This is a genomic window from Streptomyces sp. NPDC000983, assembly GCF_040299205.1.
In the GTDB taxonomy this organism is placed as follows: Bacteria; Actinomycetota; Actinomycetes; order Streptomycetales; family Streptomycetaceae; genus Streptomyces.
This window is the reverse complement of sequence record NZ_JBEPBM010000011.1, coordinates 12,363-32,008: the sequence shown is the minus strand read 5'-3', so window position 1 is coordinate 32,008 and position 19,646 is coordinate 12,363. Positions and strand designations below refer to the sequence as shown.

21 protein-coding genes are annotated in these 19,646 nt (G+C 72.4%); 12 read left to right on the top strand and 9 right to left on the bottom strand.

Features of this window, described 5'->3' with window-relative positions; translation table 11 throughout:
- Positions 1 to 87 precede the first annotated feature (87 nt).
- The 5 genes from ABT296_RS14895 (at position 88) to ABT296_RS14875 (ending at position 5,775) form a co-directional block, all read left to right on the top strand.
- Positions 88 to 1,170, top strand: a complete 1,083-nt coding sequence (locus tag ABT296_RS14895) for a S1C family serine protease (protein WP_351927111.1) — start codon at positions 88 to 90, stop codon at positions 1,168 to 1,170.
- A gap of 19 nt (positions 1,171 to 1,189) precedes the next feature.
- Positions 1,190 to 1,369 (top strand): hypothetical protein, encoded by a 180-nt coding sequence (locus ABT296_RS14890; protein WP_351927109.1) that lies wholly within the window; start codon positions 1,190 to 1,192, stop codon positions 1,367 to 1,369.
- 82 nt (positions 1,370 to 1,451) lie between these two features.
- Positions 1,452 to 2,183, top strand: a complete 732-nt coding sequence (locus tag ABT296_RS14885) for a response regulator transcription factor (RefSeq protein ID WP_351927107.1) — start codon at positions 1,452 to 1,454, stop codon at positions 2,181 to 2,183.
- A complete protein-coding gene (locus ABT296_RS14880; protein ID WP_351927105.1) occupies positions 2,180 to 3,607 on the top strand; it encodes a HAMP domain-containing sensor histidine kinase in 1,428 nt (475 codons plus the stop codon). The genes ABT296_RS14885 and ABT296_RS14880 overlap by 4 nt, the downstream gene beginning before the upstream one ends.
- An 83-nt stretch (positions 3,608 to 3,690) precedes the next feature.
- Entirely contained in the window at positions 3,691 to 5,775 is a 2,085-nt protein-coding gene (locus ABT296_RS14875; RefSeq protein ID WP_351927103.1) for a pectinesterase family protein, read from the top strand.
- Here ABT296_RS14875 and ABT296_RS14870 read toward each other — a convergent pair.
- The 3 genes from ABT296_RS14870 to ABT296_RS14860 form a co-directional block, all read right to left on the bottom strand.
- Entirely contained in the window at positions 5,762 to 5,920 is a 159-nt protein-coding gene (locus tag ABT296_RS14870) for a hypothetical protein (RefSeq protein ID WP_351927102.1), read from the bottom strand. The genes ABT296_RS14875 and ABT296_RS14870 overlap by 14 nt on opposite strands.
- 89 nt (positions 5,921 to 6,009) lie before the next feature.
- Positions 6,010 to 6,216: a DUF397 domain-containing protein gene (locus tag ABT296_RS14865; RefSeq protein ID WP_351927100.1), complete on the bottom strand. Its 207-nt coding sequence runs from the start codon at positions 6,214 to 6,216 to the stop codon at positions 6,010 to 6,012.
- Positions 6,213 to 7,046, bottom strand: coding sequence for a helix-turn-helix domain-containing protein (locus ABT296_RS14860; protein ID WP_351927098.1), 834 nt, complete (start codon positions 7,044 to 7,046; stop codon positions 6,213 to 6,215). Before ABT296_RS14860 ends, ABT296_RS14865 begins: the two co-directional genes overlap by 4 nt.
- A 131-nt stretch (positions 7,047 to 7,177) precedes the next feature.
- Between ABT296_RS14860 and ABT296_RS14855 the strand changes: the two genes are divergently transcribed.
- Together ABT296_RS14855 and ABT296_RS14850 are read left to right on the top strand one after the other, a co-directional pair.
- A complete protein-coding gene (locus ABT296_RS14855) occupies positions 7,178 to 7,492 on the top strand; it encodes a hypothetical protein (RefSeq protein ID WP_351927096.1) in 315 nt (104 codons plus the stop codon).
- Positions 7,489 to 7,794 carry a hypothetical protein gene (locus ABT296_RS14850; RefSeq protein ID WP_351927094.1) on the top strand — a complete coding sequence of 102 codons (306 nt, stop codon included), beginning with the start codon at positions 7,489 to 7,491 and terminating at the stop codon, positions 7,792 to 7,794. The genes ABT296_RS14855 and ABT296_RS14850 overlap by 4 nt, the downstream gene beginning before the upstream one ends.
- A 138-nt stretch (positions 7,795 to 7,932) precedes the next feature.
- Here the strand turns inward: ABT296_RS14850 and ABT296_RS14845 are convergent, their stop codons facing one another.
- Positions 7,933 to 9,753, bottom strand: a complete 1,821-nt coding sequence (locus tag ABT296_RS14845) for a bifunctional metallophosphatase/5'-nucleotidase (protein ID WP_351927092.1) — start codon at positions 9,751 to 9,753, stop codon at positions 7,933 to 7,935.
- A gap of 166 nt (positions 9,754 to 9,919) precedes the next feature.
- Here ABT296_RS14845 and mshD point away from each other — a divergent pair, with 166 nt between their 5' ends.
- Entirely contained in the window at positions 9,920 to 10,846 is a 927-nt protein-coding gene (gene mshD / locus ABT296_RS14840; RefSeq protein WP_351927090.1) for a mycothiol synthase, read from the top strand.
- A gap of 700 nt (positions 10,847 to 11,546) precedes the next feature.
- On the opposite strand, the gene ABT296_RS14835 is transcribed toward mshD, so the two are convergent.
- From ABT296_RS14835 to ABT296_RS14815, 5 genes are read right to left on the bottom strand one after another with little or no spacing between them, the layout of a single operon-like run.
- A complete protein-coding gene (locus ABT296_RS14835; protein ID WP_351927088.1) occupies positions 11,547 to 12,191 on the bottom strand; it encodes an ABC transporter in 645 nt (214 codons plus the stop codon).
- Positions 12,188 to 13,705, bottom strand: a complete 1,518-nt coding sequence (locus tag ABT296_RS14830) for an ABC transporter permease (RefSeq protein WP_351927086.1) — start codon at positions 13,703 to 13,705, stop codon at positions 12,188 to 12,190. The genes ABT296_RS14835 and ABT296_RS14830 overlap by 4 nt, the downstream gene beginning before the upstream one ends.
- A complete protein-coding gene (locus ABT296_RS14825; protein WP_351927084.1) occupies positions 13,702 to 14,562 on the bottom strand; it encodes an ABC transporter ATP-binding protein in 861 nt (286 codons plus the stop codon). Before ABT296_RS14825 ends, ABT296_RS14830 begins: the two co-directional genes overlap by 4 nt.
- The gene (locus tag ABT296_RS14820; protein ID WP_351927082.1) at positions 14,559 to 15,374 is read right to left on the bottom strand and encodes a cupin domain-containing protein; all 816 of its coding nucleotides are present in this window, start codon (positions 15,372 to 15,374) and stop codon (positions 14,559 to 14,561) included. The genes ABT296_RS14825 and ABT296_RS14820 overlap by 4 nt, the downstream gene beginning before the upstream one ends.
- Positions 15,371 to 15,913 (bottom strand): RNA polymerase sigma factor, encoded by a 543-nt coding sequence (locus ABT296_RS14815; RefSeq protein WP_351927080.1) that lies wholly within the window; start codon positions 15,911 to 15,913, stop codon positions 15,371 to 15,373. Before ABT296_RS14815 ends, ABT296_RS14820 begins: the two co-directional genes overlap by 4 nt.
- 113 nt (positions 15,914 to 16,026) lie before the next feature.
- On the opposite strand from ABT296_RS14815, the gene ABT296_RS14810 reads away from it, so the two are divergent.
- From ABT296_RS14810 to ABT296_RS14795, 4 genes are all read left to right on the top strand, one after another.
- Positions 16,027 to 16,413, top strand: coding sequence for a GntR family transcriptional regulator (locus tag ABT296_RS14810; RefSeq protein WP_351927078.1), 387 nt, complete (start codon positions 16,027 to 16,029; stop codon positions 16,411 to 16,413).
- A complete protein-coding gene (locus ABT296_RS14805; RefSeq protein WP_351927076.1) occupies positions 16,410 to 17,297 on the top strand; it encodes an ABC transporter ATP-binding protein in 888 nt (295 codons plus the stop codon). Before ABT296_RS14810 ends, ABT296_RS14805 begins: the two co-directional genes overlap by 4 nt.
- A complete protein-coding gene (locus tag ABT296_RS14800) occupies positions 17,294 to 18,292 on the top strand; it encodes an ABC-2 membrane transporter-related protein (RefSeq protein ID WP_351927074.1) in 999 nt (332 codons plus the stop codon). The genes ABT296_RS14805 and ABT296_RS14800 overlap by 4 nt, the downstream gene beginning before the upstream one ends.
- 236 nt (positions 18,293 to 18,528) lie before the next feature.
- Positions 18,529 to 19,428, top strand: a complete 900-nt coding sequence (locus ABT296_RS14795; protein WP_351927072.1) for an ABC-2 membrane transporter-related protein — start codon at positions 18,529 to 18,531, stop codon at positions 19,426 to 19,428.
- Positions 19,429 to 19,646: the final 218 nt, after the last annotated feature.

Here is a 19,646-nt window from a genome sequence, read left to right as displayed (position 1 = left end):
CGTCTTTACATCGGGCATACGAGGTTCTGTCGGGCTTCTCAGGGAGCACTCAGGAAGCTCTCATCGTCGACGGACAAGCTCTGTTCCATGACCGAGAGCTACCGCCGCAGCGGCGACCACGAGGCCCCGTACCAGGCCGGGCAGCAGCACACCCCCGCCCCCGTGAACCCGGAGTGGCCGCCCCCGCCGGCGTACGCGCCGGTGCAGGAGCCCGCCCCGGCGTGGAACGCCTGGGCCGCCGGTGACGGCGACGGCGGCGGCACCGCTCTCCCGACGCCCGTACCGGCCGAGGAGGCACCGCGCCGCAGGCGCACCCGTGGGCCGGTGGCCCTGCTCGCCGCCGTCGCGCTGGTCGCCGCGGCCGTGGGCGGCGGTACCGCGTACGCCGTGCAGGAGCTGACCGGGAGCGACACCGTCGCCGCGAGCACCACCACCAGCGTGGTGCCCTCCAGCAAGAAGGGCGACATCGCCGCCATCGCCTCGGCGGTCAGCCCGAGCATCGTGGAGATCAGCGCCACCTCGAACTCCGGTGCGTCCACCGGCTCCGGCGTGATCATCACCAGTGACGGCGAGATCGTCACCAACAACCACGTCATCTCCGGCGCCTCCACGATCAAGGTCACCACCAGCGACGGCAAGGAGTACACCGCCGACGTCGTCGGCACCGACAGCAGCAAGGACCTGGCCCTGATCAAGCTCCGGGACGCGTCCGGGCTGTCGGTCGCGAGCCTCGGGGACTCCGACAACGTGCAGGTCGGCGACACGGTCGTGGCGATCGGCTCGCCCGAGGGCCTGACCGGCACCGTGACCAGCGGCATCGTCTCGGCGCTGGACCGCGATGTCACCGTCTCCACCGGCGAGGGCCAGCAGCAGCAACAGCAGCAGGGCGGCGGCGGGTGGCCGTTCGAGTTCGGCGGCCAGGAGTTCAACGGCGACACCGGCTCGTCCACCACGACGTACAAGGCGCTCCAGACGGACGCCTCGCTGAACCCGGGCAACTCCGGCGGCGCGCTGATCGACATGAACGGCAACATCATCGGGATCAACTCCGCGATGTACTCCTCCGCCTCGTCCTCCTCCGACGCCGGCAGCGTCGGCCTCGGGTTCGCCATCCCCGTCAACACCGTCAAGTCCGACCTCGCGAAGCTGCGGGCGGGCGAGCAGAACTGATCCCCTCCAGGAGGACGTCATGATCAAGCAGGTCTCCCGCACGGTGGCCGACACCGACCCGGCGGGCTTCGCGCTCGCCCTCGAGGTGGCGTACGAGCTGCACGCTCCCGCCACCCCCGCCGCTCGCGCCCCGGAGCTGGCCACCGGCCGTGCGGCGGCCCGCCGCCGCACCCGCGGCCGTACGGCGGCCCGCGCCTGATCCACCTCTCAACGCACCCGCCGCGGACATGCGAGGCTGAATGCGTCGACCCCGTCCCCCCGCACCGAGGAACCCGAAGCCCATGAGCCCCGCCGATGGCGACCGTGACCCCCAGCGCATCCTGATCGTCGACGACGAGCCGGCGGTGCGCGAAGCCCTCCAGCGCAGCCTCGCCTTCGAGGGGTACGCCACGGAGATCGCCGTCGACGGCGCCGACGCCCTGGAGAAGGCGACGGCGTACCGCCCCGACCTGGTGGTCCTCGACATCCAGATGCCGCGCATGGACGGCCTGACCGCCGCGCGGCGCATCCGCGGGGCCGGCGACACCACCCCGATCCTGATGCTCACCGCCCGTGACACGGTGGGCGACCGGGTGACGGGGCTCGACGCCGGGGCGGACGACTACCTGGTCAAGCCGTTCGAGCTGGACGAGCTGTTCGCCCGCGTACGCGCCCTGCTGCGGCGCAGCTCCTACGCGGCGGCCTCGGCGGCGGCCGAGGAGGACGAGGCGCTCACCTTCGCCGACCTGCGCATGGACCTGGCGACCCGCGAGGTCACCCGGGCCGGGCGGCCGGTGGAGCTGACCCGTACCGAGTTCACCCTGCTGGAGATGTTCATGGCGCACCCGCGCCAAGTCCTCACCCGCGAGCAGATCCTCAAGGCCGTCTGGGGCTTCGACTTCGAGCCGTCGTCGAACTCCCTCGACGTGTACGTCATGTACCTGCGCCGCAAGACCGAGGCGGGCGGCGAGCCGCGCCTCGTGCACACGGTCCGCGGCGTGGGCTACGTCCTGCGACAGGGCGGCGCGGAGTGAGCAAGGTGTTCCGCGGGTTCCGCGCGCTGCCGATCCGGGCGCGGCTGTCGCTGCTGGTCGCGTCGGCGGTGGCGTTCGCGGTGGCGGCGGTGTCGGTGACGTGCTGGTTCATCGTGCAGGGGAAGCTGTACGAGCAGGTCGACAACGACCTGCGGGACATGGTGAAGCGGCCGGGCACGCCGTTGCTCCAGGTCTGCTCCCAGACCGCCCAGCCGGGCAACGGTGCGCGGTGGATCCCCAAGGACTACACCCAGCTGATCAAGGCAGCGGGCGACCCCTGCGTCGATCCCAACTCCCTGGGCACGATCGAGATCACCGACTCCGACAAGGAAGTGATCAAGAACGCCGACCGCGGTGAGGCGACGATCCGCAACGGAAAGGACGACGACGGCAACGCCGTACGCGTCCTGACGCAGTACCTGGGCGTCGACGCCGCCGACTCGCAGGGCGTGGCCCTCCAGGTGGCGACCCCCCTCAAGGGCACCGAGTCCACCCTCAACGAACTCGCCCTCATCCTCCTTCTCGTCTCCGGCATCGGAGTCGTGGGCGCCGGAGCCGCCGGACTCGCGGTCGCCCGCGCCGGACTGCGTCCCGTCGACGAGCTCACCGAGGCCGTGGAGCACGTGGCCCGCACCGAGGACCTGAGCGTCCGTATCCCCGTCGACGACGACGCCGAGGACGAGGTGGCCCGGCTGTCGAGGTCGTTCAACTCCATGACCTCCGCGCTGGCCAGCTCCCGCGAACTGCAACAACAGCTGATCGCGGACGCCGGCCACGAACTCCGCACCCCCCTCACCTCCCTGCGCACCAACATCGAACTCCTCACCCGCAGCGAGGAGACCGGCCGCCCGATCCCCCCGGACGACCGCAAGGCGCTGCTCGCCTCGGTGAAGGCGCAGATGACCGAGCTGGCCGCCCTCATCGGCGACCTCCAGGAACTGTCGCGCTCGCAGGACCAGCGGGGCGAGCGGGTCCAGGTGGTCGCCCTGGAGGACACCGTGGAGTCCGCGCTGCGCCGGGCCCGGCTGCGCGGCCCGGAGCTGGCGATCACCGCGGACCTGCGGCCCTGGTACGTGCGCGCCGAACCGTCGGCGCTGGAGCGGGCGGTCGTCAACATCCTCGACAACGCGGTGAAGTTCAGCCCCGGGGGCGGCGCCGTCGAGGTGCGGCTCGCGGACGGCGTGCTGACGGTACGGGACCACGGTCCGGGCATCCCCGACGAGGAACTCCCTTACGTCTTCGACCGTTTCTGGCGTTCCCCGGACGCCCGTGCCCTCCCCGGCTCGGGGCTCGGCCTGTCCATCGTGGCCCGTACGGTCCAACAGGCGGGCGGCGAGGTGTCGTTGGCCCCCGCCGACGGTGGCGGCACGGTGGCGACCGTACGCCTGCCGGGGGCGCCGACGCCCCCGCCGGAGGTGCCGTAGCCCGGCGGCGGCAACCTTCCGGCCCGCCGTGGCGACTCCACGTCGACCCGCCCGTCCCGTACGGAACGAAACGGAGCCGACGCATGGACACACCCACCCCCCACGCCTCCCCCACGGAGCACCCCCGCCGCGGGCCGCGGCACCGTCGGCGCAGGACGGCGCTGACGGTCGGCCTCCCGCTGGCCCTGACCGCCGCCGGCGCCCTCGCCTACACGCCCCTCCTCGGCGACGAGGCCCAGCCCACCGCCTCCGCCGCGACCGCGCCCGCCTGGGCCACCGCCACCGCGGACGGCTTCGCCTCCGTCGACTCGCTCGGCCAGAACGGCACTTACGGCGGCCGGGACGGACAGACGGTGACCGTGCGGACGCTCGCGGACCTGGAGAAGTACGCGACCGCGGCGGAGCCGTACGTCATCGTCGTGGCGGCGACGATCGACATGAACCCGGTCGGCAAGGAGATCAAGGTCGCCAGCGACAAGACGATCGTGGGCTCCGGGACCTCCGGGCACATCGTCGGCGGCGGCTTCTTCCTGGGCACCGGCGTGCACAACGTGATCATCCGGAACCTGACCATCCGGGACTCGTACCAGGGCATCTGGAACGACAAGGACCACGACTTCGACGCGATCCAGATGGACGGCGCGCACCACGTCTGGATCGACCACAACGATCTGCGGCACATGGCGGACGGTCTGATCGACGTCCGCAAGGACTCGACGAACGTCACCGTCTCCTGGAACAGGCTGAGCGACAACAACAAGACGTTCGGGATCGGCTGGACCGAGAACGTCGTCACCGACATCACGATCCACCACAACTGGTTCCGCGAGACCGAGCAGCGCAACCCCTCCACGGACAACGCGGCCCACGCGCACCTCTACAACAACTTCCTGGAGGACGTGGCCGGGACGACGATCAAGTCCTCCTACGGCAACTACTCGCGCGGCGCCACGAAGATGGTCCTGGAGAACTCCTACTTCCAGGGCTTCACCAACCCGGTGATCAGGGACAGCACGGCGGCGATCGTGCAGCGCGGGAACACGTTCTCCGGCACCAGCGGCCGCAACGAGAGCGGCGGTACGGCCTTCGACCCGAAGGCGTACTACGCGTACACGCTGGACAAGACGGCGGACGTGCCGTCGCTGCTGAAGTCGGGTACGGGCCCGCGCGGTTCGATCGGTACGACGGCCACCACGCTCGCCACGGCGGCGACCACGCTCACGGTCGCCAAGGACGGCAGCGGCCAGTACTCGACCGTGCAGGCCGCGGTGAACGCCGTACCGGCGAACAACCCGTCCCGGGTCGTGATCGCCGTGAAGCCGGGCACGTACCGCGAGTTGGTGAAGGTCCCGTCCAACAAGCCGCACGTCACGATCCAGGGCACGGGCGGCAGCCGCAAGGACACGGTGATCGTCTACAACAACGCGTCCGGCACGCCGAAGCCGGACGGCTCGGGCACGTACGGCACTTCGGGCAGCGCGACGGTCGCGGTGGAGGCGGACGACTTCCAGGCCCGCAACCTGACCATCACCAACGACTTCGACGAGGCCGCCAACCAGTCCCTCTCCGGCCACCAGGCGGTCGCCCTGCGCACGGCGGCCGACAAGGTCTACCTGGACTCGCTCATCGTCAACGGCGACCAGGACACCCTGCTGCTGGACACCGCGGGCGCGGCCAAGCTGGGCCGGGTGTACGTGCGGAACTCCTACATCACCGGCAACGTCGACTTCATCTTCGGGCGGGCGACGGCGGTCATCGACCAGTCGGTCATCACCTTGAAGAAGCGGTGGAACGGCACGTCGGCGGGGTACGTCACCGCGCCGAGCACCGCGGCCGCCCGCAAGGGCATCCTCATCAACCGCTCCGCGATCAACGGCGACGTGACGGCCGGCAGCTTCTACCTCGGCCGCAACTGGCACGCCGGCGGCGACGCCTCCCTCCGCCCCCAGACCACGGTCCGCGACACCACCCTCAGCGCCGCGATCAAGTCCACCCCCTGGATCGACATGGGCGGCTTCTCCTGGAAGAACGACCGCTTCGCCGAGTACAGGAACTCGGGCGCGGGGGCGGGTTCCGCGAGCGCCGACCGCCCGCAGCTGACCGACGCCCAGGCGGCCGACCAGGAGACCGCGGACTGGCTGGGCGACTGGACGCCTACGGCTTCCTGACCCGCCCCAGCAACTCCCGCAACCGGCCCCACCCCTCCTCGGCCCGGCTGCCGTCCCCCAGGCGGTAGTGCAGGGCGCGGCCCAGCCGCCGGGGGGTGGGGCCGGTCGCCGGTGGGTCGCCCACGACGGTGTCCTGGACGGTCATGTGGGGAACTCGCCGAGCCGGCTGTGGTGGAGAAGGTGCTCGGGAAGGCAGCCGGACGCGGCCCCATGTCGAACTTCGTCCGCCCGCGCTCAGTCCAGGTCACCCTTCAGGTGCGTCAGGAACGGGGTCCACGAGGACGTCCCGAAGAGCAGTACGTCGCCCTCCGGGGTCTTGCTGTCGCGGACGGGGATTGTGCCGGGGTGGCCGTCGGCGACCTCGACGCAGTTCGTGCCTCCCCCGTCGCTGTAGGACGACTTGCGCCACTGGGCCGTGCCGAGGTCGAGGGTCCGCTTCATGGTCCGCATTCCTCCAGAAGACGCTTGACGAACGCCGTCGACTCCACCGGAGTCAGCGCCGCATCCCTGACCAGATCGTAGGACAAGCGGTACGACAGCACCTTGTCCGGATCGTCGATCACCTGGCCGAAGCCGTTGCCTTCCACGTAGGCGACAGGGTCTCCGGTTCGTTGCCAGAACAGCCATAGGTGGCTGTCCATGAGGTCGTGCACACCGGCCTTGAAAGGCAGCACTTGGAGCACGACGTTCGGCGACTCCGATGCTTCCAGCAAATGGGACAACTGGTCCGCCCACACCTGCGCGTGCGGAACCGGACGCCGCAGCGCCCCCTCGTCCAGGATCACGCGGACATTCGGCGCCGGTTCGCGGTGCAGCAGTTCCTGCCGTCCCATGCGCAACGCCACCTGCTCTTCGACCTCTTCGCCGTTGCCGGCTGTTGTCTGGGCTCCAGACAACCCTGACAACACCGCACGGGCATACTCCTCCGTCTGCAACAGGCCCGGAACACGCAGCTGAAACAGCCACATGACCCGCGCGGTCGCCTCCAGTTCCATGAACCCCTTGTACGTGTCCTTGATGACGTCCTTGCGCGTATCGCGCCACAGACGAATCAGCTGGTCACCAGTCCCGTAAAAGGCGTCCAGGTCCTCCATCACAGTCGCCTTGGACAGCCGTTGACCTGACTCCAGACGGCTCAGATAGCTCTTGTCGTACCCGGTCTCGTCCGCCAACCGCCCCAGTGACTTACCCGCCTTCTCGCGCAGGACTCGAAGCGTCTGCCCCAGCATCACCCGCCCGGAAATCGGCTGCGCGTCAACCACTTCGCCCACGTCACCCCTCACCGTTGTCCGGCGCTCGGACAACGCCAGACCTCTTCCGCAACGTACGCCGCGCCTGTGACGATCGAGACACGAACGGTGATCACCGCTCGTCAAACCCCCCACTTAGATGGAGCTTTGGCATGCGCGCACACACCACCGGATTCCTCGAATCGCTGCTGCTCCCCCTCTTACGCGCCCTTCTGCCCGCCCGAGGGCGTCACCGAGGGCGCAGGCGCGAAATCCCCGCCCAACTCCCGCTCACCACACGGCCACTCCCCCAGCGCCGAACCGAGGACCACGAGTACGACACACCCCTCGTCCGCCCCTACCTCCTCACCCCGCACGAGCGCCGGCACCGCAGGCTGCAACGCCAACGCCGTCGCGCCCTCTGGCTCGCCACCCACGGCATCGACGTCGGCCCACGCCACATCCACGGAGTGGAGGTCTCCACATGAGTGCCGCTCCGTACGGCCGCCGGCTGCGACTGCTGCCCTGGACCACCCCCGAGGGCAAGCCCTGCTACCTCAGCACCGACGAGGCGGAGCCCGGCCCGCTCTCCCGGCGTGCCGACGAGTTGGAGGAGGCCCTGCTCGCCTCCGGGGAGCAGGTACTCGCAGGGGCCGCAGCCGTGCTCGCCGACTCCGCCGCCGGTGAACGGGCCGTGCGGTTCGCTCTCAGCAGGGCCGTGGAGTCCCTCGGTGACGCCCTTCGGGTCGCGGTCAGTCGGGGCGGACGTATCACCGGGGGCGGTGAATGAAGGGAGGCCGCTCGGATCGAGGGCGGAGGAACGGCGAAGGCGGTGACGGCCTTTGGGCCGGTCACCGCCTTCGTTTCGTTCTTGTGCGGTTGAGCCGCGTGTTCGCCCGTCAGCCCCTCATGGGGATCGGGGCGGGGTTCAGCGGATGATCGTGATTCGGTTCGCGGCCGGGGGCGCGATCGGGTTCGTGGAGGAGGAGTTGGCCGTCAGGTACTGCTCCAGGGCCGTGAGGTCGTCCGCGCCGACCAGGTCGTTCGTGCCCTGGCCCAGCGTGGTGAAGCCGTCGCCGCCGCCCGCGAGGAAGCTGTTCGACGCGACGCGGTAGGTGGCCGTCGGGTCGATCGCCGCACCGTTGAGCCTGATCGAGTCCGTCACCACACGGTCGGCGCCGGTCTTCGTCAGGTCCAGGGTGTACGTCAGGCCCGAGGACGGCTGGAGGATCTTCGGGGAGGCCAGGTTGGCGCCGCTGACCTGCTCCTGGAGGACCGTGATCAGCTGGGCGCCGGTGAGGTCCTGGAGGTTGACCGTGTTGGAGAACGGCTGGACCGTGAAGCCCTCGGCGTAGGTCACCACGCCGTCGCCCTCGCTCGCCTTGGCCGCGTAGGTCAGTCCGGCCCGGACGCCGCCCGGGTTCATCAGCGCCAGGTCGGTCTCGGGGTCGAGCTGCTTGCCGTGGGCGAGCTGCGCGTCGGCGATCAGGTCACCCATGGGGGACTCGGTGCCGGTGTTCGGGATGTCGCCGGAGATCCAGCCGATCGCGCGGTTGCCGATGGGCGCCGCGAGGGTGTTCCACTTGGTGATCAGCTCGGTCATGTCGGTCGCCTTGGGGACGTCCCGGGTGACCACGTGGTTCGCCGACTTCACGGCCGTACGGGAGATGTCACCCGTCCAGCGGTCGTACGTCAGCGTGGTGTCCGTGTAGAGGCGGCCGAAGGACGCGGCCGAGGTGACCGTGCGCGGCTTGCCCGACGGGTCGTTGATCGTGCAGGCGTAGGCCGCGTGCGTGTGGCCGGTGACCAGCGCGTCGACCTGCGGGGTGACGTTCTTGGCGATGTCGACGATCGGCCCGGAGATGCCGTCGCCGGCGCCCGGGGAGTCACAGTCGTAGTTGTACGCCGTCGAGGCCGGAGCGCCGCCCTCGTGGATCAGCGCGACGATCGACTTCACGCCCTGGCGCTGGAGCTCCTTGGCGTACTTGTTGATCGTCTCGACCTCGTCCTTGAACTTCAGGCCCTTGACGCCCTCCGCGGAGACGATGCCCGGGGTGTCTTCCAGGGTGACCCCGATGAAGCCGATCTTGACGTCCTTCTTCTTCCACACCCAGTACGGCTTGAGGATCGGCTTGCCGGACTTCTCGTTCAGCACGTTCGCCGCGAGGTAGGGGAAGTCGGCGCCCTCGAACTCCTCGCCCTCGACGTAGCAGCCGTCCGTCTGGTGGCAGCCGCCGTACTGAAGGCGCTTCAGTTCCTTCGAGCCCTCGTCGAACTCGTGGTTGCCGACGCTGGTGACGTCCAGTTCGAGCTTGTTCAGCGCCTCGATGGTGGGCTCGTCGTGGAAGAGTCCCGAGATCAGCGGGGAGGCGCCGACCATGTCGCCGCCGGCCGCGGTGACGGAGTACTTGTTGCCCTCGCGGGCCTGGCGCAGGTGGGTGGCGAGGTACTCGACACCGCCCGCGTCGATGGTGCGGGTGGTGCCGTCCTCGTTCAGGTGGGTGACCCGGCCGGAGGAACCGGACGGCGGCTCCAGGTTGCCGTGCAGGTCGTTGAAGGACAGCAGCTGGACGTCCTGGTAGCGGCTGTACGAGTGGCCGCCGCCCTTGCGGTCGCCCGCGTCGGAGGACGCCGTCGCCGGCAGCGCGGCGGCCAGCGCACCGGCGGTGGCGAGGCCCGCCGCGGCGGTGAGGATCAGATACGTACGGCGTCTGCGGCCGGGCTGCGGCCGCTGGGAGATGGCTGGCATACGCCCCCCTGTGAGTCGTATGGAGCGGAGAAGAAGACATGACAGGGCAGTGATGCCCGGGCCGCAGCCTAGAGTCAACGCGCGTAGCGCGGAAGGAGGTTCCGGGTTACATCCTGGTTTCCCTTTTGCCGCTGCTCTTCCGTGACCTCGGCTTACCCTCGTATTCATGACCAGCCACGACACGGCGGGCCCCGGCGGGGCCCGGGCCATCGAGACCTATTCCGCTCTTGCTCCCGAACAGACCGAGGCCGTGCTCGCACTGCTCGCCGAGGCCGCGCGGGCCGACGGCCAGCAGGCGGTGTCCGAGCAGGGGCGGCTCCAGCTGCGCGGCGGTGACCGGGAGGGGGTCTCCCATCTGCTGCTCACGGTGGGCGGTGAACTCGTCGGCTACGCCCAGTTGGAGGACACCGATCCGGTGGAGGCGCCGGCCGCCGAACTCGTCGTCCACCCGGCGCACCGGGGGCACGGGCACGGGCGGGCGCTGGGGTCCGCGCTGCTCGCCGCGAGCGGGAAGCGGCTGCGGGTGTGGGCGCACGGGGGGCATGCGGCGGCTCGGCATCTGGCGCAGGTGCTGGGGCTGACGCTCTTCCGTGAACTGCGGCAGATGCGGCGGCCGTTGGCTGGGCTTGATCTTCCCGAGCCGGGGCTTCCCGGGGATGTGACGGTACGTTCCTTCGTTCCCGGGCGGGATGACTCGGGCTGGCTTGCGGTGAACGCGGCCGCGTTCGCGCACCATCCGGAGCAGGGGTCTCTCGGGCAGCGGGATCTTGACGACCGTATGGCCGAACCCTGGTTCGATCCGGAGGGGTTCTTTCTCGCCGAGCGGGCGGGGGAGCTGATCGGGTTCCACTGGACGAAGGTCCATGCGGAGGAGGGGCTCGGTGAGGTGTACGTCCTCGGGGTGCGGCCGGGGGCGCAGGGTGGGGGGCTGGGGAAGGCGCTCACGTCCGTCGGGTTGCGGTATCTGGCGGGGCGGGGGGTGGGGACGGCGATGTTGTATGTCGACGCGGACAACAAGGCTGCGGTGTCGGTGTACGAGCGGATGGGGTTCGTCACGTACGAGACGGATCTGATGTACCGGACCGAGACGTAGTGCTCTGCGGTTCGCGGTGCCTGTCGGGCGCGGGCCCGGTGGGGGTTTCCGCGCAGTTCCCCGCGCCCCTGGGCACCTGCCGGCTCGGCTCCGGCTGACCGCCGGTGGGGGTCCGTCGCGCAGTTCCCCGCGCCCCTGGGGAGGTTGGCCTGACCCGCGCCGCGAACGCCGGGCCCCATCGGCTCCGGCTGCCCGCCGGTGGGGGTTCGTCGCGCAGTTCCCCGCGCCCCTGGGTGGGAGGGGGCCGGGGGTTGATTGCCCCGTGGCCTGCGCCTCGCGTGCGCCGGGCCCCATCGGCTCCGGCTGACCGCCGGTGGGGGCTGGTCGCGCAGTTCCCCGCGCCCCTGACGGCACTGCCGGACCGCTTCCCCGACAGCCCAACCGAACGAACGGGCCCACACCCCCCGGGGGCGCGAGGAACCGCGCGACCAGCCACCACCAATGCCGCACCCGAAGTGAACCGGCAAGCCCCCCAGGGGCGCGAGGAACTGCGCGAGCGGCCACCACCCGACCCGCAGCCGAAATGAACCAGCAGACCCCCCAGGGGCGCGGGGAACTGCGCAAGCGGCCACCACCGATGCCGCGGCTGAAGTGAACGGGCGGGCCCCAGGGGCGCGGGGAACTGCGCGATCAGGCCCCATCCGACCCGCAGCCGAAACGGCAGCCCCCCAGGGGCGCGGGGAACCGCGCGGGTGGTCGGCTAGCGGGGCCGGGGCCGGGCCGGGCCGGTGGGACGGTGGGCCGGGGGCTCTCGGGAGCAGAGGAGCCAGGCGGCGAGCGCCGCCGCGAGAAGCACCGCCCAGCGTCCGTGCGCATCGGGCCAGTTCGGGTCGTCGGCCGCCACGAACAGCGCCCACCGCTCCGGCAGGAGCAGCGCGGCCAGGACCCCCGTGATGAGGAGGGCCGCGCCGACTGCCACCCCGGGTTCCGGGTCCTCTCTGCGGCGGATCGCCGTCGCCGCACCGGCCAGGGCCAGCGCGCAGGCGGTGCCGGCCTCCAGGGTGGTGGCCCCCAGCGGGGGCCGCAGGTCGGCGGGGATCAGCAGGACCGCCGCCGTCCACCACAGCGCGGCGAGCGGGAGGACCGGCACCAGGCACAGCGCCTGCCGCAGTGGCCGCGGAGTCGGGACCGTCGCCGTGGTGTGACGGGCCGGATCGTCCAGGACGAAGGCCAGGCCGACGGCGAAGCAGAGCGCCGAGGCGCGCAGCGTGTTGAGCGCGAGCCAGGGGTTGAAGCCCTCGGGGAACATCCGTGCCGTCCCGGCGAACAGCAGTCCCACGGCGGCACCGGCGCCGAGCGCCCGCCAGGGCAGGGTGCGGCAGACCGGGACGAGCAGCTCCCTCACTCCTCGCACCCGTCCTTCTCGGTGACGCCCCTCACGCCGAGCAGCTCGGCCGCCCGCGCGGTGGTCAGGCCGGGCGTCGTCAGCTCGGTCCAGTTCTTCTTCACCAGGGCGGTCACCTCGGCCTTCGGGCGGCCGAGCAGTTCCCGTACGACGTCGGTCTGGCCGGCCGACATGGACATCCCGGACGTCGGGGAGAGCACGACGGCGGAGCCGGTGTCGCTGTCGTCGAGGCGGACCAGGCGCAGTTGGTCCACCGGCCGGTCCTGCCAGCCCAGGGAGAGCCACATGACGGTGACCATGCGCCCGTCGCACAGCTCACCGGCCGCCCGTTCCGTCCCGGTGACCAGCACCGCGGCCACCGCCGAGGAGAACTCGGGGACGCGCGCACCGCCCCACCGGGTGCCGACGGTGACCTCGTACTCGGTGCCGGAGGCTTCGAGGGCGCCGTCGGCGTCGGGGCCGTAGCGGGCCTCGACGCGCTGACGGACGAGGAGCGGCTGCTCGTGGGCGGTGCCGCCGGCCAGGTTCCGCACCTCGTCGACGACCTCCGCCCAGGTGCCGGTCCGGGGCTCCCACTCCGGGTGGGCGCAGTACGTGGAACCCGAGTGCCGTACGCACTTGAGCTCCGGGTCGAGCGTGGCCCGCTCCCGGGCTGCCGTCAGGGAGGCGGGTTCGCCGCCGGCCTGGGCGACCGCGCCGACCAGGGTCAGGGCCACCGTCGCGCCGAGGACGGCGTACAGGGTGCGGACCCGGCGGCCGCCGCCGGCCAGCAGGGCAACAACGCCGATGGCGAGGCCGAGGCCGAGCAGGTACACCGCGTGCCAGGCGGCGGGGCGGCCCAGCAGGTCGGAGGGGAGGGTGTCGGGGCTGCTGTCGCCGACCACCGGGGTCAGCCAGCGCGTGCCGCCGTCCTCGCCGCCGGGGCTGACCCCGAGCACGAGGAAGAAGAGCAGGAAGACGACGAGCAGCGGGCCGGTGAAGGGCGACTTCAGCACCCGGGCCAGCAGCACTCCGAGCGCCCCGAGGAGCAGCACGGTGAGCGGTCCGACGAGGAGTTCGCCCGGCGAACCGTGTCCGACGGCGCCCGGCTTGAGGGCCTCCCAGCCGAACTGCAGGGCGACGCCCGCCGCGGTGAGCAGCACCACGGGCAGCAGGGAGAGCAGGTGGGCGAGGGTCCGGCGCCAGGGCGTGACGACCAGGACCGCGAAGTGGCGTTCGGTGTCCCGGCGCCGGGAGCGCAGTACCGCCAGGTTGACGCTGAGCAGGACGGCCAGGCCGACCAGCAGGGGCATGCTCTGGGTGTCGCGGTCGACGTCCTGGAGTGCGGGGAAGCCGTCGTAGGAGTCGTGGGTGTGGTAGACGATCCAGGCGAGGTAGAGCGCGAAGGCGACCAGGACCGGGGGCGACAGCAGCAGGCGGCGCCCCTCGAAGCGGGCGAGCGCGAACACGGCGGCCCAGGTCTCGCGGGGGCCGGTGCGCAGGGCGAGGGGGGTGCGTTCGACGAGCGTGGTCATGCCGTCACCGCCAGGCCCTGGGCGTCGAGGGTGAGCAGATAGCCGTCCTCCAGGGTGGGTTCGAGGAGGTCGGCGCCGGGCGGCGGATCCCCCACGTTGCGGAAGGTGCCGGCGCCGGTGCGCCAGCCCGCCTTGGCGTGCGGGGCGCGTTCGGTGCTGCTCCACACCCGGCCGGCGGCCTGGGCGGTGAGTTCGGCGGGGGTGCCGTCGAAGTGGATGCGGCCGCCGGCCATGACCAGGACGCGGTGGCAGAGCATGGCCACGTCCTCGGTCTGGTGGGTGGAGAGCAGCACGGTCCGGCCCTCGCCGGCCCGGGCGATCAGCTCGCGGAACCGCATGCGCTGTTCGGGGTCGAGGCCGACGGTGGGTTCGTCGAGGACCACGAAGCCGGGGTCGCCGACGAGGGCGGCGGCGAGCGCGACCCGCTGCCGCATGCCGCCGGAGAGCTTCTTGATGCGCTTGCCGCGGACGTCGCCTAGGTCGACCTCGTCCAGGACCCGGCGCACCTCGCGGTGGCGGGCGGCGCGGTTGTCGATCTCCTTGAGGATCGCCACGTAGTCGACGAACTCGAAGGCGGTGAAGTCGGGGTGGAAGCCGGGGGTCTGCGGGAGGTAGCCGAGCCGGCGCCGCACCTCCTGCCGGCCGCGCGCCGAGCCGGGGTCGTGCCCGAGCACGGTGAAGGTGCCGCGCTGGGCGTTCAGGGCGGTGGCCAGGACCCGCAGCAGGGTGGTCTTGCCGGCGCCGTTGGGCCCGAGGAGCCCGGTCACGCCCGGGGTCAGCCGCAGCGACACCTCGTCGAGGGCGCGGGTGGAGCCGTAGTGGAGGCTGAGCCCGGAGGCGGAGACGGTGGAGGTCATACGGCGCTCCTGTGGAAGACGTCGAATCGGTCACGGGCGAGGTAGAGCAGGCCGGCCGCGAGGGCGGTGACCGCGGCGGCGGCGCCCTGTCCGGCCGCGGTGAACGGGGCGAGCGGCCCGCCGTCGGCGACGGCGTCCGCGACGGCGATCAGCGCCGCCCAGCCGCCGCCGACCAGGGCCGGCGCGAGGACCGGCCCGAACCGCGGGGTGAGCGCGAGCCCGGTGGCGGTCAGGGCGAGCGCGGGCAGCAGCCAGGCGAGGGCGCGCAGGCCGTAGTCGGGCAGGGCGAGGGTGGCCAGGCCGTTGAGTCCGAGCGCGGTGGTGAGCACGGCGACGGTACGGATCATCAGCAGCCGGAACCCGTGCACCGGGGAGACGACGGCCATCTCGTACGTCGGGTCCAGCGCGGGCCCGTAGGACAGCGCGACCCCGGCGAGGGGGAGCAGCGGTGCCAGCGCGAGGAACAGGGTCGGCGAGTCGGCGGTGTACACCACGCCCAGCGTCGTCATGAGCAGCAGCACCACCGAGGCCAGCCAGGAGCGGCGCAGCACGGGGGTCGCGGCGAGCAGCCGCGCGGTGTGGTCGGCGACGCCGAGCCGCAGCAGCAGCGCCTCGAAGAGTCCCGGCCGGGGCGCGTCGAGTTCGGCGTCGAGGCGCGCCCAGGCGGCGTCGAGGGGTTCGCTCACCTCGGCGAGGACCGCCCGGCACCGTGCGCAGGCGGCCAGGTGGGTGTCGGCGGACCAGAGCAGGGGGGCTGCCAGTTCGGCGCGCGCGTAGGCCCGCAGGTCCTCTTCGGATACGTGCCAGGTCATGCCAGCGCCTCCCGCAGTTGCTTGCGGGCCCGCATCGCCCGCGTCTTGACGGTCCCCGGCGGTATCCCCAGCACCACGGCCGCCTCCCGGGTGGTCAGCCCGTCGACGACCGTGGCCTGGAGGACCGCCCGGAGTTCCGGTGAGAGCCGGACCAGGGCGCCCGCGAGGTCCCCGTGCTCCACCCCCGCGAGCACGCGGTCCTCGGCGGACACCTCCTCCCGGTGCCTGAGCCGGGCCAGGGCCTGCCGCAGCCGGCCCCGCGCCCCGTCGCCGCGCAGCACGTCGACCAGGCGCCGTGACCCGATCCGCCACAGCCATCCGGCGACGTCCCCGTCCTGCCGGTAGCGGGCGGTCCCCCGCCACACCGCGAGGAACGTCTCCTGTACGACGTCGTCGACGATCCCGGGGTCGGCGCAGCGGCTGCGCAGCCGGGCGGTCAGCCAGGGGGCGAACCGCCGGTACAGCTCCTCGAAGGCGCGCCGGTCCCCGTCCGCGGCGACAGCGCGCAGCAGATCTCCGTCGCTTCTCGTTTCGCTCACGTCACCTCATCGGACGAGCCCCGCGGACCGGTTCACGCAATCACGTCTTGACTTTCGGACTCCACTTCCACCACCCTTTCACTACTCAATTAGTGAAAGGGTGGTGGAACGGAGTGGTCGAGTACCGCATCGACCGCCGCAGCGGCGTCGCCACCTACCTGCAGATCGTCCAGCAGACCAAACAGGCCCTGCGCCTGGGCCTGCTGGCACCGGGCGACAAGCTGCCCACCGCGCGCGAGGTCGTGGAGGCGACGGCCATCAATCCGAACACCGTGCTGAAGGCCTACCGCGAGCTGGAGCGCGAGGGACTGGTCGAGGCCCGCCGGGGGCTCGGCACCTTCGTGCGCAAGTCGCTGGGCGCCGCGCCCGCCGACTCCCCGCTGCGCGCGGAACTCGCCGACTGGGCGGCGCGGGCGCGCGCCGCGGGGCTGGAGCACGACGACGTCGCGGCGCTCTTCACGGCCGTACTGGACGAGCACTTCAAGGGGGACGAGGCATGAACGACACCGCCATCGGGGCGGCCGGGCTCGGCAAGAGATTCGGGCGGCGCCGCAAACCAGCGCTGGACGGCTGCGAGTTCGCCGTCCCGGCGGGGCGGATCTGCGCGGTCGTCGGGCCGAACGGCGCCGGCAAGTCGACCCTGCTCGCCCTGGCCGCCGGTCTGCTCAGGCCCACCGAGGGCAGCGTCTCGGTACTCGGCACGACCCCCGCAAAGGCCCGCGAACGCCTCGCCTACGTCGCCCAGGACAAGCCGCTGTACCCGCACCTCACCGTCGCCGCCACCCTGCGTCTGGGCCGCGAACTCAACCCCCGGCGCTGGGACTCCGCCGTCGCCGAACGCGTCGTCGCCGAGGGCGAACTGGACCCCGGCGCCAGGATCCGGACCCTCTCCGGCGGCCAGCGCACCCGGGTCGCCCTCGCCCTGGCCCTCGGCAAGCGCCCCGAACTGCTGCTCCTGGACGAGCCGATGGCCGACCTCGACCCGCTCGCCCGGCACCAGCTCACCGGCACGCTCATGGCGGACGCGGCCGAACACGGCACCACGGTTGTCATGTCCTCGCATGTCGTGGCGGAGCTGGAGGGCTCCTGCGACCACCTCCTGCTGCTCGGCGCGGGCCGGGTCCGGCTCGCCGGGCCCCTGGAGGACCTGCTCGCCGCGCACACCCTGGTCACCGGGCGCGCCGGGGACGGCCTCGCCCCGCACACCGTCGTCGAGGCCCGCACCACGGGCCGTCAGCTCACCGCGCTGATCCGGCCCGAGGGCCCCGTCGGCGGCGACTGGCAGCGCGCCGAGCCGACCCTGGAGGAGCTGGTCCTCGCCCATCTGCGCGCCCCCGACGCCCCGGCCCTGACCCTCGGCGACCCCAGGGAGGCGGCCGTATGACCGCCGTCTCCGTACGGGCCACCCCCGCGCCCGCGCGCCTCCGCGGCCCGCACGGGCTGGTCTGGCTGACGCTGCGGGTGCACCGCACGGCCCTGCTGTTCTGGTCCGCCCTGGTGGCCGTGTTCGCGGGCGCCCTGCTGTGGGCGTACGGACCGGGCCACGACGCGGCCCGGACCGAGTACGTGGAGTCAGGCTGCGGCTCCGGGCGGCCCAACCTGGGCTGCGACATGGGGGGACCCGCCTTCGACCGGTACGACTACGCCATCGGCGTCAGCGGGGCGCTGCTCGCGGCCCTGCCGCTGCTGGTGGCCGCCTGGGCGGGCGCCGCGCTCATCGGCCGCGAGCTGGAGCACGGCACCGCCCAGCTGGCCTGGGCCCAGTCCGTCTCCCCGGCGCGCTGGCTCGCCGCCAAGCTCGCCGTACCGGCCGCGCTGCTCGCCGCAGGCACCCTCACCCTGACCCTGCTGCACCGGCTGGCCTGGACCGAGGGCGAAGACCTCTACCGGAACTGGGGTTACCGCGTCTGGCACGACGACACCGTCTTCGTCGCCAACGGCACCACCGCCACCGCCCACGCCCTGCTCGGCCTCGCCCTGGGCGCCCTGGCCGGACTGGTACTGCGGCGGGCCCTGCCCGCCCTGGCCGTGGGCGCCCTCGCCGCACTGGCGGTCATCAACAGGCTCGGCGCCTGGCGGCCCCGGCTGTGGCCGACCGAGACCGCGTTCGCCGCGGACGACTACCCCGAGACGGTGGGCATGATCGTCGAGGGCGGCGCCGTCACCTCCACCGGCGCCCGGGTCCCGATCCCCGACTGCGCGGGCGAGCCCGGCTGCCTCACCGCCCGCGACATCACCGGCTTCTACGCCGACCACCATCCGGCCTCGCACTTCTGGCCCCTGCACCTGGTGGAGGCCGGCATCGCCCTGGCCCTCGCGGCCCTCGCCGTCACCGCCGCCTTCGTCCTGCTCCGCCACCGCACGGGCCCCCCGGCATGACCAGGTGGGCACGGGGGCCGGCGCAGCCGGCAAGGGGCGCGGGGAACTGCGCGCCCAACCCCCACCCACCCGCAGCTGACATCAAGGGACCAGGCCGCAGGGACGAAGGCGGCGAAGCCGCCCCAGGGGCGCGGGGAACTGCGCGCCCAACCCCCACCCACCCGCGCCCAGCAGAAGCCCCCGGCACCCCCACACACCCGCCCCCGCCCGCTCACGCACCCCACGGGAGCCCCCCGATGACGACCGCCCTCACCACCGCCACCCCGGCCGGCCACCGCGTCCCCCGGGTCCGGGGGCCGGTCCGGGTCGTCCTGGACGTACACCGCACCGCGCTCGTCGTCTGGGCCGTAGCCCTCCTCGGCGGCACGTCCCTCCTGTTCCGGCTGGCCGCCCTCGCCGCCGAGGCCGAGCGGGGCAACAGCGCCTGCGCCACCCCACCCACCGACGGCCTCCCGTCCTGCGCCTCGGTAGAGGCGATCACCGCCGACCAGACCTACGCGACCGGCATCGCCCTCGTCACCGCCTGCCTGGCCTGGCTGATCCTCCCGGTGGCCGCCTGGGCGGCCGCCGCACTCACCGGCCGCGAACTGGAGCACGGCACCGCCCACCTGGCCTGGACCCAGTCGGTGGCCCCGACCCGCTGGCTCACCGCAAAACTCGCCCTGCCGGCCGCACTGCTCACCACCGGCACGACCGCCCTGGTGCTGCTCGGGGTGTGGGCACGCGGAAAGGACAACCCGAACCTGGTCGGGGACTGGTACCACCCCGAGGTGTTCATCGCCACCGGCCCCACGGCCGTCGCCCACGCCCTGACCGGCCTCGCCCTGGGCGCCCTCGCGGGCACGGTCCTCGGGCGGGCGCTGCCCGCCGCCGGCACGGCACTGGCCGCGACCCTGCTCCTGCGCGAGCTGCTGGAGCGGTACCGCCCACACCTGTGGCCCACGGTCACCCGGGACACGGCCGGGTGGGAAGTACCCCGTTCGGCCCTCCAGGTCTCCTCCGACGAAACCCTCGTGACACTGCACCCGCGGTCCCACTTCTGGCCGATCCAGTACGTCGAGAGCGGCATCCTCCTCGCCCTCACGGCCGCCGCCGTCGCCGGAACCTTCCTGCTCCTGCGCCGCCGCACCGCCTGAGCCACCGCCGCCGTACGTCCTTCCTACGGGGGGAAGGACGTACGGCGGCGGTATCCGGACGCCCCGGGGCCGCCGCTCGCGTACCCACACGCCATGTCGCCGTAACCACTGGTTCAGACGGGCTTGCGACGCTCGGCGAATGAAGCCCGCCGCGCCAGAGCCGTCGCCGCCCCCCGAGGCAACCGCGGGGAACGAAAACGTGCGACACCTCGCCGCCA

Coding starts and splice junctions, on each gene's coding strand:
- ABT296_RS14895 (WP_351927111.1), top strand. CDS start 88: ATGACCGAGAGCTACCGCCGCAGCGGCGACCACGAGGCCCCGTACCAG.
- ABT296_RS14890 (WP_351927109.1), top strand. CDS start 1,190: ATGATCAAGCAGGTCTCCCGCACGGTGGCCGACACCGACCCGGCGGGC.
- ABT296_RS14885 (WP_351927107.1), top strand. CDS start 1,452: ATGAGCCCCGCCGATGGCGACCGTGACCCCCAGCGCATCCTGATCGTC.
- ABT296_RS14875 (WP_351927103.1), top strand. CDS start 3,691: ATGGACACACCCACCCCCCACGCCTCCCCCACGGAGCACCCCCGCCGC.
- ABT296_RS14870 (WP_351927102.1), bottom strand. CDS start 5,920: ATGACCGTCCAGGACACCGTCGTGGGCGACCCACCGGCGACCGGCCCC.
- ABT296_RS14865 (WP_351927100.1), bottom strand. CDS start 6,216: ATGAAGCGGACCCTCGACCTCGGCACGGCCCAGTGGCGCAAGTCGTCC.
- ABT296_RS14855 (WP_351927096.1), top strand. CDS start 7,178: ATGCGCGCACACACCACCGGATTCCTCGAATCGCTGCTGCTCCCCCTC.
- ABT296_RS14850 (WP_351927094.1), top strand. CDS start 7,489: ATGAGTGCCGCTCCGTACGGCCGCCGGCTGCGACTGCTGCCCTGGACC.
- ABT296_RS14845 (WP_351927092.1), bottom strand. CDS start 9,753: ATGCCAGCCATCTCCCAGCGGCCGCAGCCCGGCCGCAGACGCCGTACG.
- mshD (WP_351927090.1), top strand. CDS start 9,920: ATGACCAGCCACGACACGGCGGGCCCCGGCGGGGCCCGGGCCATCGAG.
- ABT296_RS14830 (WP_351927086.1), bottom strand. CDS start 13,705: ATGACCACGCTCGTCGAACGCACCCCCCTCGCCCTGCGCACCGGCCCC.
- ABT296_RS14825 (WP_351927084.1), bottom strand. CDS start 14,562: ATGACCTCCACCGTCTCCGCCTCCGGGCTCAGCCTCCACTACGGCTCC.
- ABT296_RS14820 (WP_351927082.1), bottom strand. CDS start 15,374: ATGACCTGGCACGTATCCGAAGAGGACCTGCGGGCCTACGCGCGCGCC.
- ABT296_RS14805 (WP_351927076.1), top strand. CDS start 16,410: ATGAACGACACCGCCATCGGGGCGGCCGGGCTCGGCAAGAGATTCGGG.
- ABT296_RS14800 (WP_351927074.1), top strand. CDS start 17,294: ATGACCGCCGTCTCCGTACGGGCCACCCCCGCGCCCGCGCGCCTCCGC.
- ABT296_RS14795 (WP_351927072.1), top strand. CDS start 18,529: ATGACGACCGCCCTCACCACCGCCACCCCGGCCGGCCACCGCGTCCCC.